We start from the raw sequence: 19,205 nt of genomic DNA, 5'->3' as shown, positions 1-19,205 counted from the left end.
TTTAATCGTAATTAACAAAATTCCTATTAATCTGCGGTTGGATTTATTTTACTGTACTTTTGTTCTTCAAAGTATAGCCGCTAAAGTATAAAAGAGGCACCAAGTATAAATTGAGCAGAGAGAAGTACACATATCAGGTAAAGCAGAAGGCAAAGGAGCTGGGGTTTATGTACTGCGGCATCTCCAAAGCTGATTTTCTGGAAGAGGAGGCACCCAGGCTGGAGCGCTGGCTAAACCAGAACATGCACGGGCAGATGCACTACATGGAAAACCACTTCGACAAGCGTCTTGACCCGCGCCTGCTCGTGGATGGTGCTAAAACAGTAGTATCGCTGCTACTCAATTACTACCCCAAAAAGGAGGCGCAGCAGCAGGAAGAGGATACCTATAAAATATCTAAGTATGCTTATGGCACCGATTATCATTTTGTGATAAAAGACAAGCTGAAGGAGCTGCTGAGTTATATAAACGAAGAGATAGGCGAAGTTGGTGGCCGCTGCTTTGTAGATTCTGCGCCGGTGCTTGATAAGGCTTGGGCAAAAAAAAGTGGTTTGGGCTGGGTTGGCAAAAACTCCAACCTCATCACGCCGCAGGTGGGTAGCTTCTACTTTATAGCCGAGTTAATTATAGACCTGGAGCTGGAGCCGGACGGACCGATAAAAGACTATTGTGGTTCTTGTACCCGTTGCATAGACGCCTGCCCGACCAATGCTATAGTAGAGCCCTATGTAGTAGACGGCAGCAAATGCATTTCCTACTTTACCATAGAGCTAAAAGACCAACTGCCGCAGGAAATGCAAGGCAAATTCGGCAATTGGGTATTCGGCTGCGACATTTGCCAGGATGTATGCCCTTGGAACCGCTTTAGTAAACCGCACAGTGAGCCAGCGTTTCTAGCGCACCCACAGCTGTCCCACATGAAAACCAGCGATTGGCAGGATCTCACACAGGAGGTTTTCTCGCAGTTGTTCAAGAAATCAGCGGTAAAACGCACAGGCTATAAAGGGCTGCTGCGCAACATTCAGTTTGTGCAGGAGTTTACTACCTCTTCAGAAGAGTAAGCGGCCTACACCTGTGCTTTTGCGAATACTTTGTTTAAGATCATCAGGTACATACCAGAAAATTGGTCATAGCACCATTGTTTAAGCTGTTGTAATTCTTCTTGTATTAAAACTTTGAAGGCTTTTCTAAGTTCCTTTTCAAACAGCATCTTGTCGAAGCTAACCTTCAGCAAAATGGTTTTAATGTATTCTAACATTTCGGTAGGTAAATTGTAATCTCTTTTTAATTACGTTGTAGGTGAAAAAGGTTGCTTTTTAAAAGTATAATTTTAATGCAAATGTATTAAAAAATATTGGTATAGTGTAATTATATTTTAATTATTACAAGATCAGCTAGTGATGTGCTTATGCATCAGTCTATTAAGCAAACCCAAAATTTAATATAATTTCGTTGCTTCTGTTAGTATATAATGGTTTCTGCAGAATATAGAGCACTAGTAAGTGCAGGATTTTAGTTAAATTTGTTATTGTACATTGTAGTAGTAGCTTGCTGTGGTTAGTTTATGCGCCCCTTTATACTTTCTTTAATTCTGATCTTTGCACTGGCTGTCCCTGGCTTGGCGCAACAGGTAAGTATTGAGTTAGGCAAAAGCCCGCTGCCCATAAATCAGTACTACACGGTTTCTATAAAGCTTCAGGACGACCAGTTAAAAGAGTATTCTCCATTTCCGGAAATCGAAGGCTTTAAGAAAAGTACACGCTACTCCTCTGAGAAAACTATAACTGTAGGGGGAGTTACAAGCATTGTTCGTACCTACACACAAAACTATGCTGCCCTCGAAGAAGGCGATTATGTGCTAAACCCCTTCTCCATGAAAGTAAATAGCGTAACGGTGCAGTCGCAGGGGATGACTATAAAAGTGGTGCCTATGCAGGCTGGTACTCCACAAGGCCCTAATATGCCAGACCTGATTGACCCACAGGAAGAGCAGGAGCCGGCTAGCACCGAAATAGAATTTGTTGATAAAGATGACAATGCCTTCCTTACCCTTTATACAAGCAAAGAAAAAGTGTTTGTGGGTGAAGGCGTAGATGTGGCTTTATACTTTTACTTAGCCGATGAAGACCAGCGGCTACTCGATTTCCACGATTTCGCTAATCAGATAACCGGTATACTGAAGCAGATAAAGCAGCCGAATGTATGGGAAGAGGCTTTTGATTTCTCAGAGATAACCCCTGAAAATGTAACTGTGCAGGGCAAGCCATACTTGCGGTTCAGGCTGTACGAGGCAGTACTTTATCCTTTAAACATGCAGACGCTCGCATTTCCGCAATTGCAGCTTAAGATGATAAAATACAAAGTGGCTAAAACCCCTAACTTACTCACCGAAGACCGGCAGGAGGGATTCAAGACCTTTTTTAGCAGGCCGCGTGAGGTGCAGGTGGTGGAGCTGCCCCCGCACCCGCTGCGCAACGTGGTACCGGTAGGTAATTATACGTTGCGCGAAAGCCTGTCCAGGAAAAGAACATCAGTAAACAAGAGCTTCACTTATTTATTTGAGATAGTAGGAGAGGGTAATCTGGATGCCGTTATGGCACCTGTACCTGCTGTGCCGGCTGGCTTGGATTTTTATTCACCGGATATACGCCAGGATGTAACAAGGCGTGCAGGAAGGGTGTCTGGTGAAAAGAGCTTTTCTTATGCTATACTTCCAAGAGAGCCCGGAACTTATAACCTGGCAAACACACTGGAGTGGATATACTTTAACCCGACTACAGCTGCCTACGATACCCTGCGGCCAACACTGCAGGTACAAGTAACCGGCTCCCGCGACAGCGATGCCATGGTACTCTCCAGAGATCTGGGTTCCTTTTATAACATCATCGAGAATGAGGACAATACTCTGGTTAGTCTCCATTTTTTTGATGAGATCAAACGATACACTAACATTATACTTGTCGTGCTGTTAGTAGTAGCGACATTTGTATTTCTAAAGAACAAGGCATGAGTAATTCATACGGTAAGCTTTTAAAGATAACTACTTTCGGTGAGTCGCATGGTGCGGCTGTTGGTGTGATTATAGATGGTTGCCCTGCAGGGTTGGAGATTACCGTAGAAGAGATACAGCATGCCTTAGATCGCCGCCGCCCCGGCCAGTCAGATATTACAACGCCACGCAAAGAAGAAGACAAAGTGACTATACTTTCTGGCATTTTTGAGGGCAAGACTACCGGTACACCCATTGCACTGGGAGTAAATAACAAAGACCAACACAGCCACGATTATAGTCATATACAGCACGCTTTCCGACCTTCGCATGCCGATTATACTTATACCGCTAAGTATGGTACCCGAGATTACCGTGGGGGTGGTCGCAGTTCGGCTAGAGAAACCGTAGCGCGTGTAGCAGCTGGTGCCTTAGCCATGAAACTGCTGCAGAAGTATGGCATAAGTATAAATGCCTATGTATCACAAGTGGGCAAGGTAAAGCTTCGCAAGCACTACTCTAAACTCGACTTTAGTAAAATTGACGCTAACAAAGTTCGCTGCCCTGATGGCAAAATTGCCGCCCGTATGATTGGTGTGGTTGAGGAAGCCCGCGATAACCTGGATACAATAGGCGGTGTGGTAAGCTGTGTGATACAAGGCGTACCAGCTGGTTTGGGAGAGCCTGTTTTTGATAAACTACATGCCGAACTAGGAAAAGCCATGCTAAGTATAAACGCTGTGAAAGGCTTTGAGTACGGCAGCGGTTTTGAAGGTGTAAGCATGCGAGGCTCCGAACATAACGATCAGTTTTACACCGACGATAAAGGAAATATAAGAACCCGCACCAATAACTCCGGAGGCATACAAGGTGGTATCAGTAACGGACAGGATATATACTTTAATGTAGCTTTTAAACCGGTTGCTACTATACTTCAGCCGCAGCAAACTATAAACGATGCAGGCGAGGATATTACGTTGCAAGGAAAAGGTCGTCATGACCCGTGCGTGTTGCCACGCGCCGTGCCTATTGTAGATGCGATGGCGGCTTTGGTGATTGCAGATTTCCTGTTGCGCCAGAAGGTGAACAAAGTATAATATTAGCTAAACGTGCCTGCAGGTATGTACCCCCACTCTAGCAGTTCTTCTTCGTGGTTGATTGGCCTGCAGTACCCGTCTGCCAAAAGTATGATTCTGTCACTAATCCGCAGCACCGAACGGTAATCATGATCCGTTATGATAAAGCCTTTGGATTTTTTGTGATCCAGCAGCAGGCTTTCTATGTGCTCTACATAAAGCGGGCTTATACCGGAAAAAGGCTCATCCAAAAGTATGAACTTCACATCTAATTGCAGTAACAGCAGCAGCTCAAAGTATCTAGATTCTCCCTTTGAGAGTTCATATGCATACTTGTGCAGGTGCATTTTCACAAGCACGTCTTGTTTTACACCCTCCCGCTTCTCCTGAGAAGTAAGGTACAGATCTATAATTTTAGATAGAGTTAAGTTTTTCGGCAGAAAGTTATGCTGGGGCAGGTAAGCCATAAGGTTTTGATGCTTGTAAGGCTCCGGGTATACTTTGCCATCTACCCTTATATGCTTATTGTCAGTGTGCCTAGAGCCAAATATAATCTGGAGCAAAGTTGTTTTACCGCAGCCGTTTCTGCCTAATAACCCTAAGATATCACCAGTTTCACAGCTCAGATAGATATCGGTTAGCAACTGCCTCTCGCCGATGCGGTACTGTATACTGTCAACTTGGAGGGTGTGCTTCTTAGGCATATAAGTATACTTTAACAAACCATAAAAGAATAACCAGCCCTACATTAAATAAAAAGGAGCTTACAATGAGGTTGATTTTACTTAAGCCAAGGTTATGATAAAAGAAGTACTGGCCGCTGTAACGGTCTTCAAACAAGTATAAAGCAATCAGGAAGCCGCCAGTGAGCAAACTTAGGCTAAAGGCATTGATGATTCGCGCCGCAACATGCTCTTGAAATATAAATCCAGTTGAGCTGGCGAGTAACGAAAATGGCAGGTTAAAGCTTTGGAGAACCTTGTAGTAGTGCAGGCGCAGTTTAAGTTTGTGCATAGGCCAGGTTTATACTAGTTAAGATAAGTATTTTTATCGGATAGGCACACCGAAAATCTTAACATCCGAGGGTACCATATGGCGTCCCTGCATCTGGCGGTTTTGCTGCTGCAGCCCATGCTTCTGATTTGCCACAGCATCCATAGGGTAGTAGGTCCGCTGTATCTTCTTTTGGACAATCTCCATATCAACTTCCGTATTAGGCTTTTTCGGCAATTTTACTTTAGCTATTGCTATTCTTAAGTCGCGTTCTGTTGCCCAGGGCATCACATCCACAGTAGGAAGTTCTATACTTGCAGGCCTCAGTGTGATGCTGGTTGAGTAGCTTTGGTTCCGGAAGCTGTCAGGAATACGGAGGTATTGTTTTTCATAGCCAAGCGCTGCTACTACGATACTATCGCCGGGCAAAACAGGAAGTGAGAAGAAGCCGTTTTGGTTGGTGTGGGTGCCTCTGGAGGTAAAAGGAACATAAACTGCTACGCCAGCAACCGCAGCCGTACTATCTTGTAAAGTAATAACTCCTGAAAGCTGAACCACGTGCTGCGCTTTTACCTGTATTGCACTTCCAGCAACAAGCAAGGTGCTCATACAGGCAATGGTTATAAGCTGCAGTAGTCTTGTTTTCATAGCTTTTACTATCGAGTGGAGTAATTCGCTTCAGATGCTCTAACCTTTTACTAAAGTATTAGGGAATCTATATATAGTAACGGGAGCTACCTGTTGTTATTATACAAGTAGGTGCTGTAGGAGCAAAAAAGTAAAAGCCGCCCCTGTGTACAGAGGCGGCTTTTCTGATGTTATAATACTTTACTTTAGAACAACCTTAATTGCACAACCAGGTACCACACTAAGATAAGTACAGGCAGTAAGAAAGGTATAGAGAAACGCACAATGTAACCGAAGAAAGAAGGCATTTTAATACCGGCACTTTCAGCGATTGCCTTAACCATGAAGTTAGGCCCATTACCAATATAAGTAAAGGCACCAAACAATACAGCTGCCAGCGAGATAGCCTCTAACAGGATCAGGGTTTCCGGGTTTGCGCCAGTACCGTTGGCAAATGCACTTACTTCTGCAGGCATGTTCTGCGCCATGTCATACTTAGCCATTGCCAGCGACAGGAAGTTAGCATAAGTTGGTGCGTTATCCAGGAAGCCGGAAAGTGAACCAGTAGCCCAGTACAGGAAGTTTGGTGTGATGTACTGCGCAAACTCAGGCGAAGATGCAATTGCTGCAGAAAGTTGTAAAGCAGGCATCATGGTAAAGAAGATACCAAAGAACAAGAATACTACCTCCAGAATAGGGTGGAAGTTAAACTGGTTTCCTGCTAGGGCAGTTTTGCTTGAGAACTTAAAGCAAGCAAAAGCTGCTGACAATTGAAGTATCTCACGGATAAAAGAAAACTTATTACCGTCGTAGTAAATGTGCGGTAATCCGTCTATCACGTTAGGATCCAGAAAGATGGCACCGATGATGATAGCCAACCAGAATAAGTTACGTTTTCCGCTTACATAAAACTCAGTCTTCTCTTCGTTTTTAGCTACTACTTCTGGGCGTGGAGTGTAGGCCTCTTTGTTTCTTCTATCCACAAAGAAGAACACAAGGCAAAGCAGTATGATAGAGATTATCCATGGCGAGAACAGGTGCTGTAAGGTCCAGAAGAACGGAACACCTTTCAGGAAACCAATAAACAATGGTGGATCTCCAAGTGGAGTAAGAAGACCACCCGCATTACTTACTATAAATATGAAGAATACGATCTGGTAAGGCTTAATGCGATGCACATTTAAGCGGATGAATGGGCGAATAAGTAGCAGGGAAGCGCCTGTTGTACCTACAATATTAGCCAATACAGCACCAGTGGCCACTAAAGCTACGTTCATGGCAGGTGTGGCATTGGCATTTATGTTGATGTATATACCACCAGCTGCAATGTATAAAGAGCTTAAAAGTATGGCAAAGGAGGCATACTCAAAAAATGTGTGTATGGGCATGTGTACATCACCTAGTACAATAAGGTAGTAACCCAAAACGGTAAGGCCCAGGGTAACGGCAATCTTCTTGTAGTTATGCTCCCAGAAGTGGCCGAAGAAAATGGGCCCGGCGGCAATCAGGCCTATTAGAATAAGGAATGGGATAATCAAAAAACCAGGTGCTGCATGCTGCGACTGCACCAACAGTATAAAATTATTTAGCATGTCTAGATTAGTGCGGTGTAAAGAATAGGTCGTTTAATTTGTTGTTGCACAAAGATACATTTTCTGGCGTAAATAGCCAGCCTTAAAGCCAGTATGGCTCAGGAAGACCCATAATTAATGTTGATACACGTAAAGGTTTACTTCGTCGGAAATAATAGCTAATTTTGGAAACTTAAAGCAATACTCGCTAGTTTTATTTCTAAACAAGGAATTACATGTCAGAAAATAAAGAAAAGATGGTTTCGGTTTATGCTGAGGCAAACCCGAATCCTGAATCGATGAAATTTGTGATGAACCAGCAACTGTTGCCGGATGGCCAGAGTGTGGATTATCCAAACGTAGAAAGTGCGCTTGAGTCGCCGTTGGCGCAGGAGCTTTTTAACTTCGACTACGTTTCGCGTGTGTTTATTGCCAGCAACTTTGTTACCGTTACAAAAAGTGCCGACCTGGAGTGGGTAAAGCTTATACCTGAGCTACGTACCTTCCTTAAGTCTTATATAGAGGCTGGTGGCCCAATCTTTAACGAAGGTTTCTCAGCTAAGAAAGCTGTAGCAACTGAGGCAAACGGAGAAACATCTGCAGAAGATGCGGAGATTGCTAAGAAGGTAATTGACCTGTTGGATAATTATGTGCGCCCAGCTGTAGAGCAGGATGGCGGTAATATCACGTTTAAATCTTACAACGAAGGTGTGGTAACTGTACACCTGCAAGGTTCATGCAGCGGCTGCCCATCTGCAACCGTAACACTTAAGGCCGGTATCGAAAACCTGCTGAAGCGTATGGTACCGCAAGTAAAAGAAGTAGTAGCTGACGGTGTGACTATCTAAGTATAGCCGTAGCTAAGTATAAAAAGAGCCAACCCTGCGTAGGGGTTGGCTCTTTTTATTTTACCGGACCCAACCACTCCTGCCCCTCCTTAGACAAGGAGGGGCAGGAGTGGTTGGGCTACAGCGGCTATGAAATAACAAAAGCTAGCTCACAGGAACCAACTATTATTTAAGATCCTCCGAAAAAAGCACATAAATAAACCTAACCTATTAACCTGTAATACAAAAAAAAGCCCGAAGCAAACGCTCCGGGCTTTCTCAATTATTATAAAGTTTATACTTAAACTCTTGTAGCCTGTTGTGCAGGAGCAGGCGCTTTCTTCTCGTCTTTTACTGTATCTACTACAATTGGCGTAGCGATAAACAGGGATGAGTAAGTACCAGCCAAAACACCGATAATCATCGCCAGCGAGAAGCCACGAAGAACTTCACCACCGAAGAAGAATAAAATCACAACCACCAGGAACAATGTCAGGGAAGTAATGATGGTACGGCTGAATGTGCTGATAAGCGCAGGGTTTACGATTTCTCTAATCGCTGAACGAGGGTTATCGTTCATGTACTCACGCACACGGTCAAAAATTACCACGGTATCGTTGATAGAGAAACCAATGATAGTAAGTACCGCAGCAATAAACACCTGGTCCATTTCGTAAGATACACCGAACAGGTCAAGTATAGAGAACACGGCAATGATCATCAGGGCATCGTGTAGCAAGGCCACAACACCCCCCAAACTGAACTGCCACTTTCTGAAGCGGATCATCACATAAAGGAAGATACCAACCAGCGCCAGAAGTATAGCGATAAGAGCAGTGTTCTGGATGTCGTCGGCCATGGTAGCACCAACTTTAGAAGAGCTAAGCACTTCTGGAGTAAGGTTGCTGTACTGTGCCAGACCTTCATCCAAAGCGGCTCTTACTTTGTTGTCTGCTTCAATGCTCTCGTCGTCAGCTAACCAGCTGGTGATCACTTTAACACGGTTAGAAGCACCAAACGTTTTTACCTCAGTACCTGCACCCTGGAAGTTGTCAACCAATGATTCACGGATTTCAGAAGCCGGAACAGCCTGATCAAGCTCTACTACATAAGAACGGCCACCTTTGAAGTCTACACCCAGGTTAGGGCCGCCGTTGATGTACATCGCAACAAAGCCAAATGCAAGTAAACCAAGTGATAAAGCATAAGCTGGTTTTCTATACTTCATTACATCAAACTTCACGTTACGGAACATGTTGTTAGCCAGAGCTGAAGAGAAAGATAGTTTACCTGCTTTCTTAAATGTGCTTTCTACTAACAGTCTTGAGATGAAAACTGAAGTAAAGAAAGAGGTTACAATACCGATCATCAGGGTAATGGCGAAACCTTTTACCGGACCAGAACCGAAGAAGTACAGAATAAAGCCTACCAGGAACGTTGTAACGTTCGCATCCAAGATCGTGCTGAATGCCTTATCGTACCCTTTGTTGATGATCTCACGCATACTAAGCCCCTTTAGAGACTCTTCGCGCATACGCTCGAAAATAAGTACGTTCGCATCCACGGCCATACCCAGTGTAAGTACGATACCGGCAATACCAGGCAATGTAAGTGCTGCATTAAACTGAGCAAGTATACCCAGGATAAAGAACACGTTGAAAACAAGTGAAAGGTCGGCGATGAAACCACCACGTGAGTAGTAAGCAATCATGAAGATAACTACTACTACTAAACCAGCCAAAGTAGAAATTAAACCTTGGTTGATAGCTTCCTTACCAAGTGATGGACCCACAACTGCCTCTTCAACGATACGCGTTGGAGCTGGCATTTTACCTGCTTTCAGGATGTTGGCTAAGTCTTGAGCTTCTTCGATAGTAAAGTTACCAGAGATAGATGAGTTACCACCAGTAATCTCGCCCTGCACTACAGGAGCAGAGTAAACATAGTTATCAAGTACAATGGCTACCTGGCGGCCAACGTTATCACCTGTAAGGCGAGCCCATTTCTTAGCACCGGTAGAGTTCATTGTCATCGTGATCTCAGGGCGGCCCTGCTGGTCAAAATCCTGGCGAGCATCATTGATAGCGTCGCCACCCATTGGAGCCTTGCCATCACGGCCTTTTTTGATTGCGTAAAGCTCTACGAACTCCTGGCGGTTATCGCCCGCAATCGGCTTAACAGACCATAAGAACTTCATGTTAGGAGGCAACATGCCACGTACCTCAGGGCGGCTGAAGATCTCGTTGATCTTAGCGGTATCGCGTACGTTTGCGCCAAGGCCACCTGGCATTGGTACGAACAGGTTAGCTAGTACGCCACCTTGCTGTGCAGCACTATCTAGAGCTGCAGTAGCATTAGTATCCGGAGTAGTAGCGGCAATAGTAGCAGTAGTATCGCCGGCAGCTGCCTGTGCTAATACATCCTGTGTAGTATCGGTAGCTGCTGCGGCTGCTGAAAGAGCATCTTTCTGAGTTGTAGCAGTTTCGCCTAGGTTAAGCTTTCCTGCTTGCTGCTGCTGGTCCAGGTACTGGCCAAGCTGCATAAAGTAAGGCGTAAACTCCTGTGGAGACCATACTTCCCAGAACTCTAAGTTTGCCATGCCAGAAAGCAGTTTACGAACACGATCAGGGTTATCTACACCTGGTAATTCGATCTGGATACGGCCAGTACCTTTCAGGCGCTGGATGTTTGGCTGGTTTACACCAAATTTATCGATACGGGTACGCAGGATGTTGAAAGAACGATCAATCGCATCCTCTACTTCTGTCTCGATCACCTCGATCACCTCGTCGTTAGAAGATTCGTAGCTTATTTTGCCACGGTTAGCAGTGTTAGAGAAAATACGACTTAAGCGTCCGTTTGGCTCAATTTCGCGGTAAGCCTGACCAAAAAGCGTTGTGAAGCTTTCCTGGCTGTTACGCTGCAGTTCTTTTGCACGGTCAAGGGCCTTCAGGAAGTTAGGGTCTTTGCTGTTGCCAGCCATAGACTTAATGATCTCAACAGGAGACACTTCTAGTACCACGTGCATACCGCCCTTAAGGTCAAGACCAAGACCAAGCTCGTTTTCTTTAACCTCCTGGTATGTCATGCCCAAGAAAACTTCTTCTCTCCAGATAGAATCTAAGTAGGTTTGCTGCTTAGCCATATCTACATTGCCTTGTGCATCCGTGGCATAAGCCTCGGCTTGGTCCTGGATGCGGCTGGCAACAAACGAAAACGACAAAAAGTAAAGGCAGATAGCCGATACAATTATCGTTAAAGCAATAATTAACGATTTGTTACGCATTGTTTAATTAGTGAAAGTATAGGTGAATTTAGAAAACAACATCAATTCCGGGAAAGCTACTTTAAATCAACCTTTTAAAATGCTTAGTTGTTCCGGAAGGGCCTATGTATCTTGTATTTAAGTGTACAAGTAGCCCTCAAAAATATAAAGAAAGGGAGTTATACTCAGCTTAGGGAGCGTTAGGCTGAATAGTAATAGGAAAAAGCTGCGCTAGTAAACCAGTACTTGGAGGTATGGTAGTATAGGCAGGCAATAAAATATAAATTGGGTTAGCAAAAGTTGGCTGCGGAAGCGGTTCTACAGCCTGCTGTAAGTTAAGTGCCACAAAAGAGGTTGTAGCCTCCAGAGATACTTTTTGCTTTACAACTGTCTTGTTTTCGTGTTTTGTAGCCAGCCTCGAATCGGCCTGCTGCGGGGTTGCCTCAGCCGTAAAAGTATAAGCCACCACTTCTTGGCCGTTGAGCATAAGAGCCCACAGCAGAGTAAGCGTCATCAAAAGATGCTTAATATGGCTTGATATGTTTTTAGCTTTTGGCATGTATAACCACAAATGTAAAATCTTTTCTGAAAAAACAGAAATACTTAGCGGTTAATGTCAATAAATCGCTTCACATCGTTTTTCTTACCTATAAGAATCAGGATATCTGAAGGATAAATAATCGTATCGGCCTTTGGTACACCAATAATGTGCTCTACTTGCGTTGGCTTTCCGTCTTGTATCTCCTCAAAAAAGCGTTTAATGGTTATTAAGTTAAGGTTATACTTTTCGCGGAGTGATATTTTGGCAAGGCTGCGATTAGAGATATTGCGTGGCGCGTTGATCTCTACAATCTCGTAATTATCGGGCAGCGGCAGGAACGTACGGATATTTGGCTGCAACAGGCGCTCTGCTACTGTTTTACCTACCTCACCCTCCGGAGACAGAATTTCCTGCACACCCATTTTCTCAAGTATTCGGCGCTGCTGCTTGTTGGAGGCACGCGTGATCACGCGTTTCACGTTAAGCTCTTGCAGGTTGGCAGTCGTTATAAGCAAAGCCTCAAAGTCTTCCCCGATAGCCACAACAACGGCATCCATATCCTGTATGTTTTGCGCCTCTAGTGCGCGTATATCAGTAGCATCGAGGGCTACAGCATAGGCTACATCATCTTTAATGTCGTCTACGTGGTCTTCGTTATTGTCGATGGCAATTACTTCAGCGCCACGCTCTGCCAACGTGCGGGCAATGGAATTACCGAAAATGCCCAGCCCTATTACCGCAAATTTGCTCCTCATGCTTTTGTTTTGGCGTTTAAGAAAGTGGTAAGTACATCTAAGCCACGCTCAAAGTTAGCATTGTTTGGAATGATAATATCCGCGTCGTTTTTGTAAGGCTTAATATACTTCTCGTATGTTGGTGCTACATGGTGGGTGTAGCGGTAAAGAACATCATCCAGGTCGTAACCGCGCTCAATTTTATCGCGTACGATGCGGCGCTGCAATTTAATGTACTCTTTTGCGTCTATGTATACTTTTAGATCGAGCAGCTTTGATACTTCCTCAAAATAAAATACGAATATACCCTCTACTACCACAATAGGAGCTGGCCTGAACTCAAGTTGCTTGGCAACAACATTGGGGTTATTAAAAGTATACTCTTTGCGGTAAACGGTTTCGCCTTGGCTTACTTTAAGTATGTCTGTAGCATAGGCCTCGTCGTCGATGCAGGAAGGGAGATCAAAATTTACGACTCCATTGGGGTCTTTTGTCTGGTGTTCGCGATCTTTGTAATAGTTGTCCTGCGAAATAAGGCAGATTTGTTCTGGTGAGAACGAAGTGAGCAGCTTGTTCAAAAAAGTTGTTTTTCCTGAAGCACTACCTCCTGTAATCCCGACGATAAATGGCTTTTGCATTGGAAGCTTTAGTTTCAGGCTACAAAATTAAGATATTAGGCAGAACAAGACCATACACAGCGCAATAATTTTATATTTTACCCCTGTGTTTTAAGAAAATCGACCAATTTTCTTACTGCGCGGCCTCTGTGACTGATTGCATTCTTCTGTTCCGAAGACATTTCGGCAAAGGTTTGCTCATAGCCGGCTGGCACAAAAACAGGGTCATAACCAAAGCCTTTGTTGCCTTTCCACGCTGTAGTTATACTTCCGTCAACAGTGCCCTCAAACTGGTGTTCCTGGCCGTTAAGTATAAGTGTGATGCTGGTTCTGAAGTTTGCTTTTCTGTTCTCGTTGCCTTCCAGGTTCTGCAGCAGCAGGTTAATGTTATCGCTGTCGGAGCGTTGCGGGCCAGCATAGCGGGCAGAGTATACGCCGGGTGCACCACCTAAAGCATCTACTTCCAAACCACTATCGTCGGCAAAACAATTGATGTTATACTTTTGCCACACGTAAGCTGCCTTTTGGTGGGAGTTAGCCTTCATGGTGTCATGCTCTTCGGGCAGTTCTTCGGTACAGCCAATCTCTTCCAGGCTTACCAGTTCATACTTTCCCTCCAGCATCTGGCTAACCTCAGCTATCTTATTCTTATTGTTGGTGGCGAAGCAGATTCTTTTCATGATCTGGGGTTTTAAAGATTTGAGTATATAGCGGTTTGCTTTCTGAAAAGGGATATCTACATTAAATACGCTGCTATTTCATTCTCCTCCAGCACAACCTCTACGCGCTCCTGCAACGTAGTGGCCAGCGAATAACCGGTGTATGTTGCAGCCATTGGGTAAAGCGGGTGGTGCCTATCTACCAAAGTGGCTATTTCTACCTTTTTCGGATTCTGTGGCAGAAATACATTTAAAGTATAAGCAAGGGTTTTGCCTGTATTTAGTACATCATCTACCACCACCACAACTTTTCCGTCTATGTTCACCTCCGTTGGAGTTACCTCAATGGGGGTTTCCAAAGGAGCTGTTTTATTTAGTTTTATCTGCAGCAGTTGTACTTTTATTGGTGATATGGCTTCCAGTTTCTGTGCCAGCTTCTGAGCCAATGTATAGCCGTTTTGGTAAATGCCCGCCAGCACGAGCTCCTGCTCCTCAAAGTTCTGCTCAAACATTTCGTAAGCCATACGTGTGATTTTCTGCTCTATCTGGCCTTGGTCCAGAATCAGGTTTTGCTGGTGCGTTTGCGAAGTCATGGAGTGTAGCAGTATATGGTTTAGTCCGGTAATTAGGGCCGGCAGAGGCAAATGTAAGAAGATAATTGCTTCAGTAGCAGTATTTAGCCGGCTTCTAAAATAATTTGGTGTATAGCATTTTACTTTACAAAAATCTTGTTAAATTTGCAGTCCGATTTAGAAATTAAGGTTAATTAACGTTTATAATAATGAAAAAAGGCATTCACCCAGAGTACAGACAGGTGGTTTTTCAGGATATGACAAGTGATTTTAAATTCATCACTCGCTCTACTATGACTTCTGACGAAACTATTACGATGGAAGATGGAAAAGAGTATCCAGTTATCAAGGTGGAAGTTTCTTCTGCTTCGCACCCTTTCTATACTGGTAAAAATATCTTCGTGGATACTGCTGGTCGTGTTGAGAAATTCAACACACGTTACAAGAAAAAGTAAGCGGTTTCACCCGGTTAAAACGTTTCAAAAAAAGTCTTTCCGTATTATTTCGGAAAGACTTTTTTGTTTTTATCCTAATAGGTTAAAAATGGCTTAGTTTGTGTATAGTAAAAAGCTATATTACTGTAAATCAAAATTATTGATGCCATGAAGTTAACCTTTACCAACTTGCTATACTTTTTGCTGCTTCCTGTATTAGCTTCCTGCAATAAAAGTGAAGAAGCTACTCCAGTGCCTAAACCTGTTACAAAAACGGTTGTTTTCGAAGTGTTTGGTGATCAGGATTTTTCTTACAGCAGATACGGGGATGAACAAGTAAGTATAAGTCTTTTGATAAGGCGGCAGGATAAAGAAACATTGGCAGAAACAATTGTGTTTGACTCAACATTCTCCACTGCCCTTAAACATATACCTGTGCGAGCGAATAGGTTACAGGTAAAGAAAACCATACCCGACGTGCAGGACAACAAAGAGATAGTGCATATTGGGGTTGGGTATAACCTGATGCAGACTTCATTTGGTAAAAGCATAAACTTGCCTGCCGACCAAGTGGAGAAAAAAGTACAGCTAACGGTTTATTAAAAAAGATTAACATATATAAACTGGGTCTTCCCGTAAAAAACGGGAAGACTTTTTTATTTTTGTTCTTATGAATATAATTCTCTACTGCGATCCTGTGATCAGGCAAAATCTTTTGCCGCTAACATTTACCAGACCTATTTCTGAGATAAGGGTAGGTATACTTACCATTACAGAAAAATGGGAACAGTATACCGGTGCATCTGTGTCCTTCATGACGACACCCCATCTGCAGGAAAAGTATACAAAGCAGCAGAGCCATGAGAACATTTACGTTAATGGAGCGCTTCTGCCAAGTGCGCCTATACTACATGAAATACATAAGCTCAAACTTGGAGAAGCGCTATACTTTGGGGATACGCTGCTAGCTTTTAACGGCGATAACCTAGAACTGCACTCTATTGAAGACATGGTAGAGGCCTCTTCTTCAAAAAAGCAGGATTGTGCTATTGAATGCCATCTGGTTCGTGAACTTTGGGATATTTTTCTGATGAACGGAGAAGAAATCCGCAATGATTATAAAATAATTACGACAGGCCGAAAAAGCCAGCCAATTAATGATAAACACACCATCGTTTACAACGAAGAGAATATCTTTATTGAAGAAGGTGTGAAAATTCGTGCGGCCATACTTAACGCTGAGCAAGGCCCGATTTATCTGGGTAAAAATTCTCAAATACACGAAGGTGCCATAATTAAAGGCCCTTTTGCTTTAGGAGAGGGCAGCAACGTAAATGTGGGCGGTAAAATGCGTGGTGATGTGAGCATTGGGCCGTTTTGTAAAATAGGCGGCGAAGTGGCGGCATCGGTAATTTTTGGTTATACTAACAAAGGGCATGAGGGTTATTTAGGTAATTCTGTGCTTGGTGAGTGGATAAACATCGGTGCAGATACAAATACATCAAATCTCAAAAATAATTATGCTGAGGTTAAGATATGGAATTATGCCAAAGGCGGGTTTAAGAACACAGGGCAACAGTTCTGTGGTCTGATTATGGGCGACCATAGTAAATGCGGCATTAATACTATGTTTAACACGGGTACAGTAGTAGGTGTGAGTGCCAACATATTTGGTCCGGGTTTCCCCCGTAACTTTATACCTTCGTTTAGTTGGGGTGGAGCAGCCGGTTTCGAGACTTTTTCCTTACGCAAAGCCTACGAGGTAGCCGAAAAAGTAATGGGACGCCGTAATATCAAGCTTAACGATACTGAAAAGAACATACTGAAACACGTTTTTGAAGAAACACAGCAGTACCGCGTTTGGGACAAAAAAGAATAATGATTGATTTAATTCTTACTGCAGTTCGTCATTCAAATCATTAATTTAATAAAGTGCAGTTTTCACAAATTTTAGGGCATCAGGAGGCAAAGCAGTTACTGCTTAAATCAGTTCAGCATAACCATGTGGCGCATGCGCAGCTGTTTCTGGGGCAGGAGGGGAGTGCCAACCTGGCGCTGGCGTTGGCTTATGCCACCTACATAAACTGCGAGAATAAGCAGCCCAATGATTCATGTGGAACATGTGGCAGCTGTGTTAAAATGAATAAGCTGGTGCATCCGGACTTTAACTTTGTAATGCCGGTTACTACCACTAAGTCGGTAAGCAAGGAGGCGCTCAGCAGCAGGTTTATGAATGAGTGGCGTGAGTTTGTGCTGGCAAGTCCATACCAGGGACTGAACGATTGGATGCAGCACATTGGCGCTGAAAACAAACAGGGAATTATCTCTAAAGAAGAAAGCAGACAACTGGTAAAGCTAGTATCGCTAAAAGCTTTTGAAGGGGACTATAAAATAGTGGTGATCTGGTTGCCGGAACTCATGCATTCGGCTGCGGCCAATGCGCTACTAAAGTTGCTCGAAGAACCGCCTGCCAAAACATTATTCCTGTTGGTGGCGCAGGCATCGGAAAAGCTGCTGGCTACCATAACGTCGCGCACACAAATTATGCAGGTGCGTAATTTCACAGAGCAGGAGGTAATCCAGTACCTGCAGGAAAAGTATAACACCAACTCTGATGTAGCCTACCAGGTAGCGCAGTTGGCAGAGGGAAACCTAAATGCAGCAGCTAAACTAACTTCTGAGATCAGCAGCGACTATTTTAGCTTCTTTACCGACTGGATGCGCAACTGCTACAGCTACAAGTTTGCAGAGATGATAGACATGAGTGATAAGTTTCAGACACTGGGCCGCGAGAACCAGAAGAACTTTTTGCTCTATGCGCTTAACCTGTTTCGGAAAGTTATGCTGTATGGGGTAGATGCAAGTCTGGTAACATACCTGCCACCTGCCGAGCTAGACTTTGTGCAGAAGTTTTCGAAAGTAATTACCGGAGCAAACGCAGAGCAACTTGCCGAAGAACTAAACCAGGCGCATTATCACATCGAACGTAATGCAAATCCTAAAATGGTTTTTGTAGATAGTTCTATACAAATTGCCGGATACTTAAGAGTTAATTAATAACTTCGGTAATAATTAGTTTACTAAATAAGGATAAAATGCAGGATAGCATAAAAGATAAAGTAATACGAATAGGTACACGTGGAAGCAAGCTGGCATTATGGCAGGCAGAACATGCCGCTGAAAAATTACAGGCAGCTGGTTTAAAAACCGAACTTGTAATCATCAGTACAAAAGGCGACCAGGTGCTGGACCGCTCACTTGATAAGATTGGATCGAAGGGTGTGTTTACCGAAGAGCTGGAAGTGAGCCTGCGCGAAGGAAATATCGACATTGCCGTTCACAGCGCCAAAGATGTGCAATCAACTATTCCTGATGACTTGGAATTAGTGGCCTTTATGGAGCGTGAAAAGGTGAACGACGTTATCCTTAGCTTCGACCCTAATTTTAAGCTGGACCGTGACAGCAATGTGGTAATTGGAACATCTTCTACACGCCGTAAAGCTTTGCTTAAAAAACACTACCCGAACGTAACTACTGCAGAATCGAGAGGAAATCTTCAAACTCGCCTGCGCAAGCTGGAAGAAAAACAGTTTGATGCCCTTATGCTGGCTTATGCCGGTGTTTATCGCATGGGTTATGATAATATGATTGTGCATACTTTTCCGGAGGATGAGTTTGTGCCGGCAGCAGGGCAGGGCAGTGTAGCCATCGAATGTGCCAAAAACCTTCAGCCTGAACTAAAAGCCGCTATTAAAGACGCACTGAACCACGCTGATACATATGTATGTCTGTTGGCAGAACGTGCCTTTCTGAGAACAATGGAGGGCGGTTGTAGTATTCCGTCTTTCGCACTTGCTACACTTACAGAAGAGGGTGGTGTAAGTATAAACGGCGGCATTGTGAGCTTGGATGGTGAAACTCTGCTACAGAAAACCATGTCGGGAACAGCTGCAGAGGCGGAGAGCTTAGGTGTGCAATTAGCAAACGATACACTTAGCAACGGTGGCGAAGAGATACTTACAAGTATAAAACGCGAACGTAGCGAGATATAAAAGTATAAGGAATGTGTAATAGAAATGGCCCGTTCAGGATATCCTGAACGGGCCATTTCTATTTATCAGTTTCAGACGTGATCTAATAACACTAAGGGTATTGATTGGTAGCTAACTCAAGCTGCGTATTTTTTTGCTGATAATTTACCTGCCTCTAACTCCTCCTTGGAGGGGTTAGAGGCAGGTTCTCTATAACAGATTTGAGTTCACCAACTTTGCATTTCGCAACTTACATAACTCATAATTAA

Annotated in this window: 20 protein-coding genes; 9 read left to right on the top strand and 11 right to left on the bottom strand. The window is 43.8% G+C overall.

Annotated features, from left to right (window positions below):
* Positions 1-110: 110 nt before the first annotated feature.
* Positions 111-1,061, top strand: a complete 951-nt coding sequence (gene queG, locus WG943_RS02495; protein WP_340406594.1) for a tRNA epoxyqueuosine(34) reductase QueG — start codon at positions 111-113, stop codon at positions 1,059-1,061.
* Positions 1,062-1,066: 5 nt separating this feature from the next.
* Here queG and WG943_RS02490 read toward each other — a convergent pair whose 3' ends face one another.
* A complete protein-coding gene (locus WG943_RS02490) occupies positions 1,067-1,258 on the bottom strand; it encodes a hypothetical protein (RefSeq protein WP_340406593.1) in 192 nt (63 codons plus the stop codon).
* 306 nt (positions 1,259-1,564) lie between these two features.
* Here WG943_RS02490 and WG943_RS02485 point away from each other — a divergent pair, with 306 nt between their 5' ends.
* Positions 1,565-3,010 carry a BatD family protein gene (locus WG943_RS02485; protein WP_340406592.1) on the top strand — a complete coding sequence of 482 codons (1,446 nt, stop codon included), beginning with the start codon at positions 1,565-1,567 and terminating at the stop codon, positions 3,008-3,010.
* Positions 3,007-4,086, top strand: coding sequence for a chorismate synthase (gene aroC / locus WG943_RS02480; RefSeq protein WP_340406591.1), 1,080 nt, complete (start codon positions 3,007-3,009; stop codon positions 4,084-4,086). Before WG943_RS02485 ends, aroC begins: the two co-directional genes overlap by 4 nt.
* Positions 4,087-4,088: 2 nt before the next feature.
* Here aroC and WG943_RS02475 read toward each other — a convergent pair whose 3' ends face one another.
* The 4 genes from WG943_RS02475 to WG943_RS02460 form a co-directional block, all read right to left on the bottom strand.
* Positions 4,089-4,769 (bottom strand): ATP-binding cassette domain-containing protein, encoded by a 681-nt coding sequence (locus WG943_RS02475; protein WP_340406590.1) that lies wholly within the window; start codon positions 4,767-4,769, stop codon positions 4,089-4,091.
* Positions 4,762-5,079 (bottom strand): hypothetical protein, encoded by a 318-nt coding sequence (locus WG943_RS02470; RefSeq protein WP_340406589.1) that lies wholly within the window; start codon positions 5,077-5,079, stop codon positions 4,762-4,764. Before WG943_RS02470 ends, WG943_RS02475 begins: the two co-directional genes overlap by 8 nt.
* A gap of 33 nt (positions 5,080-5,112) precedes the next feature.
* Complete coding sequence (locus WG943_RS02465) at positions 5,113-5,706, bottom strand: carboxypeptidase-like regulatory domain-containing protein (RefSeq protein WP_340406588.1); 594 nt, start codon at positions 5,704-5,706, stop codon at positions 5,113-5,115.
* Positions 5,707-5,891: 185 nt separating this feature from the next.
* The gene (locus WG943_RS02460) at positions 5,892-7,277 is read right to left on the bottom strand and encodes a sodium:proton antiporter (RefSeq protein ID WP_340406587.1); all 1,386 of its coding nucleotides are present in this window, start codon (positions 7,275-7,277) and stop codon (positions 5,892-5,894) included.
* A gap of 215 nt (positions 7,278-7,492) precedes the next feature.
* Between WG943_RS02460 and WG943_RS02455 the strand changes: the two genes are divergently transcribed.
* Positions 7,493-8,104 carry a NifU family protein gene (locus WG943_RS02455; RefSeq protein ID WP_340406586.1) on the top strand — a complete coding sequence of 204 codons (612 nt, stop codon included), beginning with the start codon at positions 7,493-7,495 and terminating at the stop codon, positions 8,102-8,104.
* A 280-nt stretch (positions 8,105-8,384) separates the two neighbouring features.
* On the opposite strand, the gene secDF is transcribed toward WG943_RS02455, so the two are convergent.
* The 6 genes from secDF to WG943_RS02425 form a co-directional block, all read right to left on the bottom strand.
* Positions 8,385-11,369, bottom strand: a complete 2,985-nt coding sequence (gene secDF, locus WG943_RS02450; RefSeq protein ID WP_340406585.1) for a protein translocase subunit SecDF — start codon at positions 11,367-11,369, stop codon at positions 8,385-8,387.
* A 169-nt stretch (positions 11,370-11,538) separates the two neighbouring features.
* Complete coding sequence (locus WG943_RS02445) at positions 11,539-11,862, bottom strand: RNA methyltransferase (RefSeq protein ID WP_340406584.1); 324 nt, start codon at positions 11,860-11,862, stop codon at positions 11,539-11,541.
* A gap of 89 nt (positions 11,863-11,951) precedes the next feature.
* Positions 11,952-12,644 (bottom strand): potassium channel family protein, encoded by a 693-nt coding sequence (locus WG943_RS02440; RefSeq protein ID WP_340406583.1) that lies wholly within the window; start codon positions 12,642-12,644, stop codon positions 11,952-11,954.
* Positions 12,641-13,261 carry a uridine kinase gene (gene udk / locus WG943_RS02435; protein ID WP_340406582.1) on the bottom strand — a complete coding sequence of 207 codons (621 nt, stop codon included), beginning with the start codon at positions 13,259-13,261 and terminating at the stop codon, positions 12,641-12,643. Before udk ends, WG943_RS02440 begins: the two co-directional genes overlap by 4 nt.
* 77 nt (positions 13,262-13,338) lie before the next feature.
* On the bottom strand, positions 13,339-13,920 hold the full coding sequence (locus tag WG943_RS02430) for a non-canonical purine NTP diphosphatase (RefSeq protein ID WP_340406581.1): 582 nt from the start codon (positions 13,918-13,920) through the stop codon (positions 13,339-13,341).
* A gap of 56 nt (positions 13,921-13,976) precedes the next feature.
* Positions 13,977-14,492 carry a phosphoribosyltransferase family protein gene (locus WG943_RS02425; protein WP_340406580.1) on the bottom strand — a complete coding sequence of 172 codons (516 nt, stop codon included), beginning with the start codon at positions 14,490-14,492 and terminating at the stop codon, positions 13,977-13,979.
* Positions 14,493-14,680: 188 nt separating this feature from the next.
* On the opposite strand from WG943_RS02425, the gene WG943_RS02420 reads away from it, so the two are divergent.
* From WG943_RS02420 to hemC, 5 genes are all read left to right on the top strand, one after another.
* Positions 14,681-14,926 carry a type B 50S ribosomal protein L31 gene (locus tag WG943_RS02420; RefSeq protein ID WP_073853987.1) on the top strand — a complete coding sequence of 82 codons (246 nt, stop codon included), beginning with the start codon at positions 14,681-14,683 and terminating at the stop codon, positions 14,924-14,926.
* A gap of 147 nt (positions 14,927-15,073) precedes the next feature.
* The gene (locus WG943_RS02415) at positions 15,074-15,508 is read left to right on the top strand and encodes a hypothetical protein (protein WP_340406579.1); all 435 of its coding nucleotides are present in this window, start codon (positions 15,074-15,076) and stop codon (positions 15,506-15,508) included.
* A 67-nt stretch (positions 15,509-15,575) separates the two neighbouring features.
* On the top strand, positions 15,576-16,784 hold the full coding sequence (locus tag WG943_RS02410; protein WP_340406578.1) for a GlmU family protein: 1,209 nt from the start codon (positions 15,576-15,578) through the stop codon (positions 16,782-16,784).
* A 53-nt stretch (positions 16,785-16,837) separates the two neighbouring features.
* Positions 16,838-17,962 carry a DNA polymerase III subunit gene (locus WG943_RS02405; RefSeq protein WP_340406577.1) on the top strand — a complete coding sequence of 375 codons (1,125 nt, stop codon included), beginning with the start codon at positions 16,838-16,840 and terminating at the stop codon, positions 17,960-17,962.
* A gap of 38 nt (positions 17,963-18,000) precedes the next feature.
* Positions 18,001-18,957, top strand: a complete 957-nt coding sequence (gene hemC, locus WG943_RS02400; protein WP_340406576.1) for a hydroxymethylbilane synthase — start codon at positions 18,001-18,003, stop codon at positions 18,955-18,957.
* Positions 18,958-19,205: the final 248 nt, after the last annotated feature.

Origin of the sequence: Pontibacter sp. H249 (assembly GCF_037892465.1) — a bacterium.
In the GTDB taxonomy this organism is placed as follows: domain Bacteria; phylum Bacteroidota; class Bacteroidia; order Cytophagales; family Hymenobacteraceae; genus Pontibacter.
This window is presented reverse-complemented; position numbering and strand designations above follow the sequence as displayed.

Bases quoted from the DNA above. Each gene is read 5' to 3' on its own strand.
- WG943_RS02490 (WP_340406593.1), bottom strand. From the start codon at position 1,258: ATGTTAGAATACATTAAAACCATTTTGCTGAAGGTTAGCTTCGACAAG.
- WG943_RS02485 (WP_340406592.1), top strand. From the start codon at position 1,565: ATGCGCCCCTTTATACTTTCTTTAATTCTGATCTTTGCACTGGCTGTC.
- aroC (WP_340406591.1), top strand. From the start codon at position 3,007: ATGAGTAATTCATACGGTAAGCTTTTAAAGATAACTACTTTCGGTGAG.
- WG943_RS02475 (WP_340406590.1), bottom strand. From the start codon at position 4,769: ATGCCTAAGAAGCACACCCTCCAAGTTGACAGTATACAGTACCGCATC.
- WG943_RS02470 (WP_340406589.1), bottom strand. From the start codon at position 5,079: ATGCACAAACTTAAACTGCGCCTGCACTACTACAAGGTTCTCCAAAGC.
- WG943_RS02465 (WP_340406588.1), bottom strand. From the start codon at position 5,706: ATGAAAACAAGACTACTGCAGCTTATAACCATTGCCTGTATGAGCACC.
- WG943_RS02460 (WP_340406587.1), bottom strand. From the start codon at position 7,277: ATGCTAAATAATTTTATACTGTTGGTGCAGTCGCAGCATGCAGCACCT.
- WG943_RS02455 (WP_340406586.1), top strand. From the start codon at position 7,493: ATGTCAGAAAATAAAGAAAAGATGGTTTCGGTTTATGCTGAGGCAAAC.
- secDF (WP_340406585.1), bottom strand. From the start codon at position 11,369: ATGCGTAACAAATCGTTAATTATTGCTTTAACGATAATTGTATCGGCT.
- WG943_RS02445 (WP_340406584.1), bottom strand. From the start codon at position 11,862: ATGACGCTTACTCTGCTGTGGGCTCTTATGCTCAACGGCCAAGAAGTG.
- WG943_RS02440 (WP_340406583.1), bottom strand. From the start codon at position 12,644: ATGAGGAGCAAATTTGCGGTAATAGGGCTGGGCATTTTCGGTAATTCC.
- udk (WP_340406582.1), bottom strand. From the start codon at position 13,261: ATGCAAAAGCCATTTATCGTCGGGATTACAGGAGGTAGTGCTTCAGGA.
- WG943_RS02430 (WP_340406581.1), bottom strand. From the start codon at position 13,920: ATGAAAAGAATCTGCTTCGCCACCAACAATAAGAATAAGATAGCTGAG.
- WG943_RS02425 (WP_340406580.1), bottom strand. From the start codon at position 14,492: ATGACTTCGCAAACGCACCAGCAAAACCTGATTCTGGACCAAGGCCAG.
- WG943_RS02420 (WP_073853987.1), top strand. From the start codon at position 14,681: ATGAAAAAAGGCATTCACCCAGAGTACAGACAGGTGGTTTTTCAGGAT.
- WG943_RS02415 (WP_340406579.1), top strand. From the start codon at position 15,074: ATGAAGTTAACCTTTACCAACTTGCTATACTTTTTGCTGCTTCCTGTA.
- WG943_RS02410 (WP_340406578.1), top strand. From the start codon at position 15,576: ATGAATATAATTCTCTACTGCGATCCTGTGATCAGGCAAAATCTTTTG.
- hemC (WP_340406576.1), top strand. From the start codon at position 18,001: ATGCAGGATAGCATAAAAGATAAAGTAATACGAATAGGTACACGTGGA.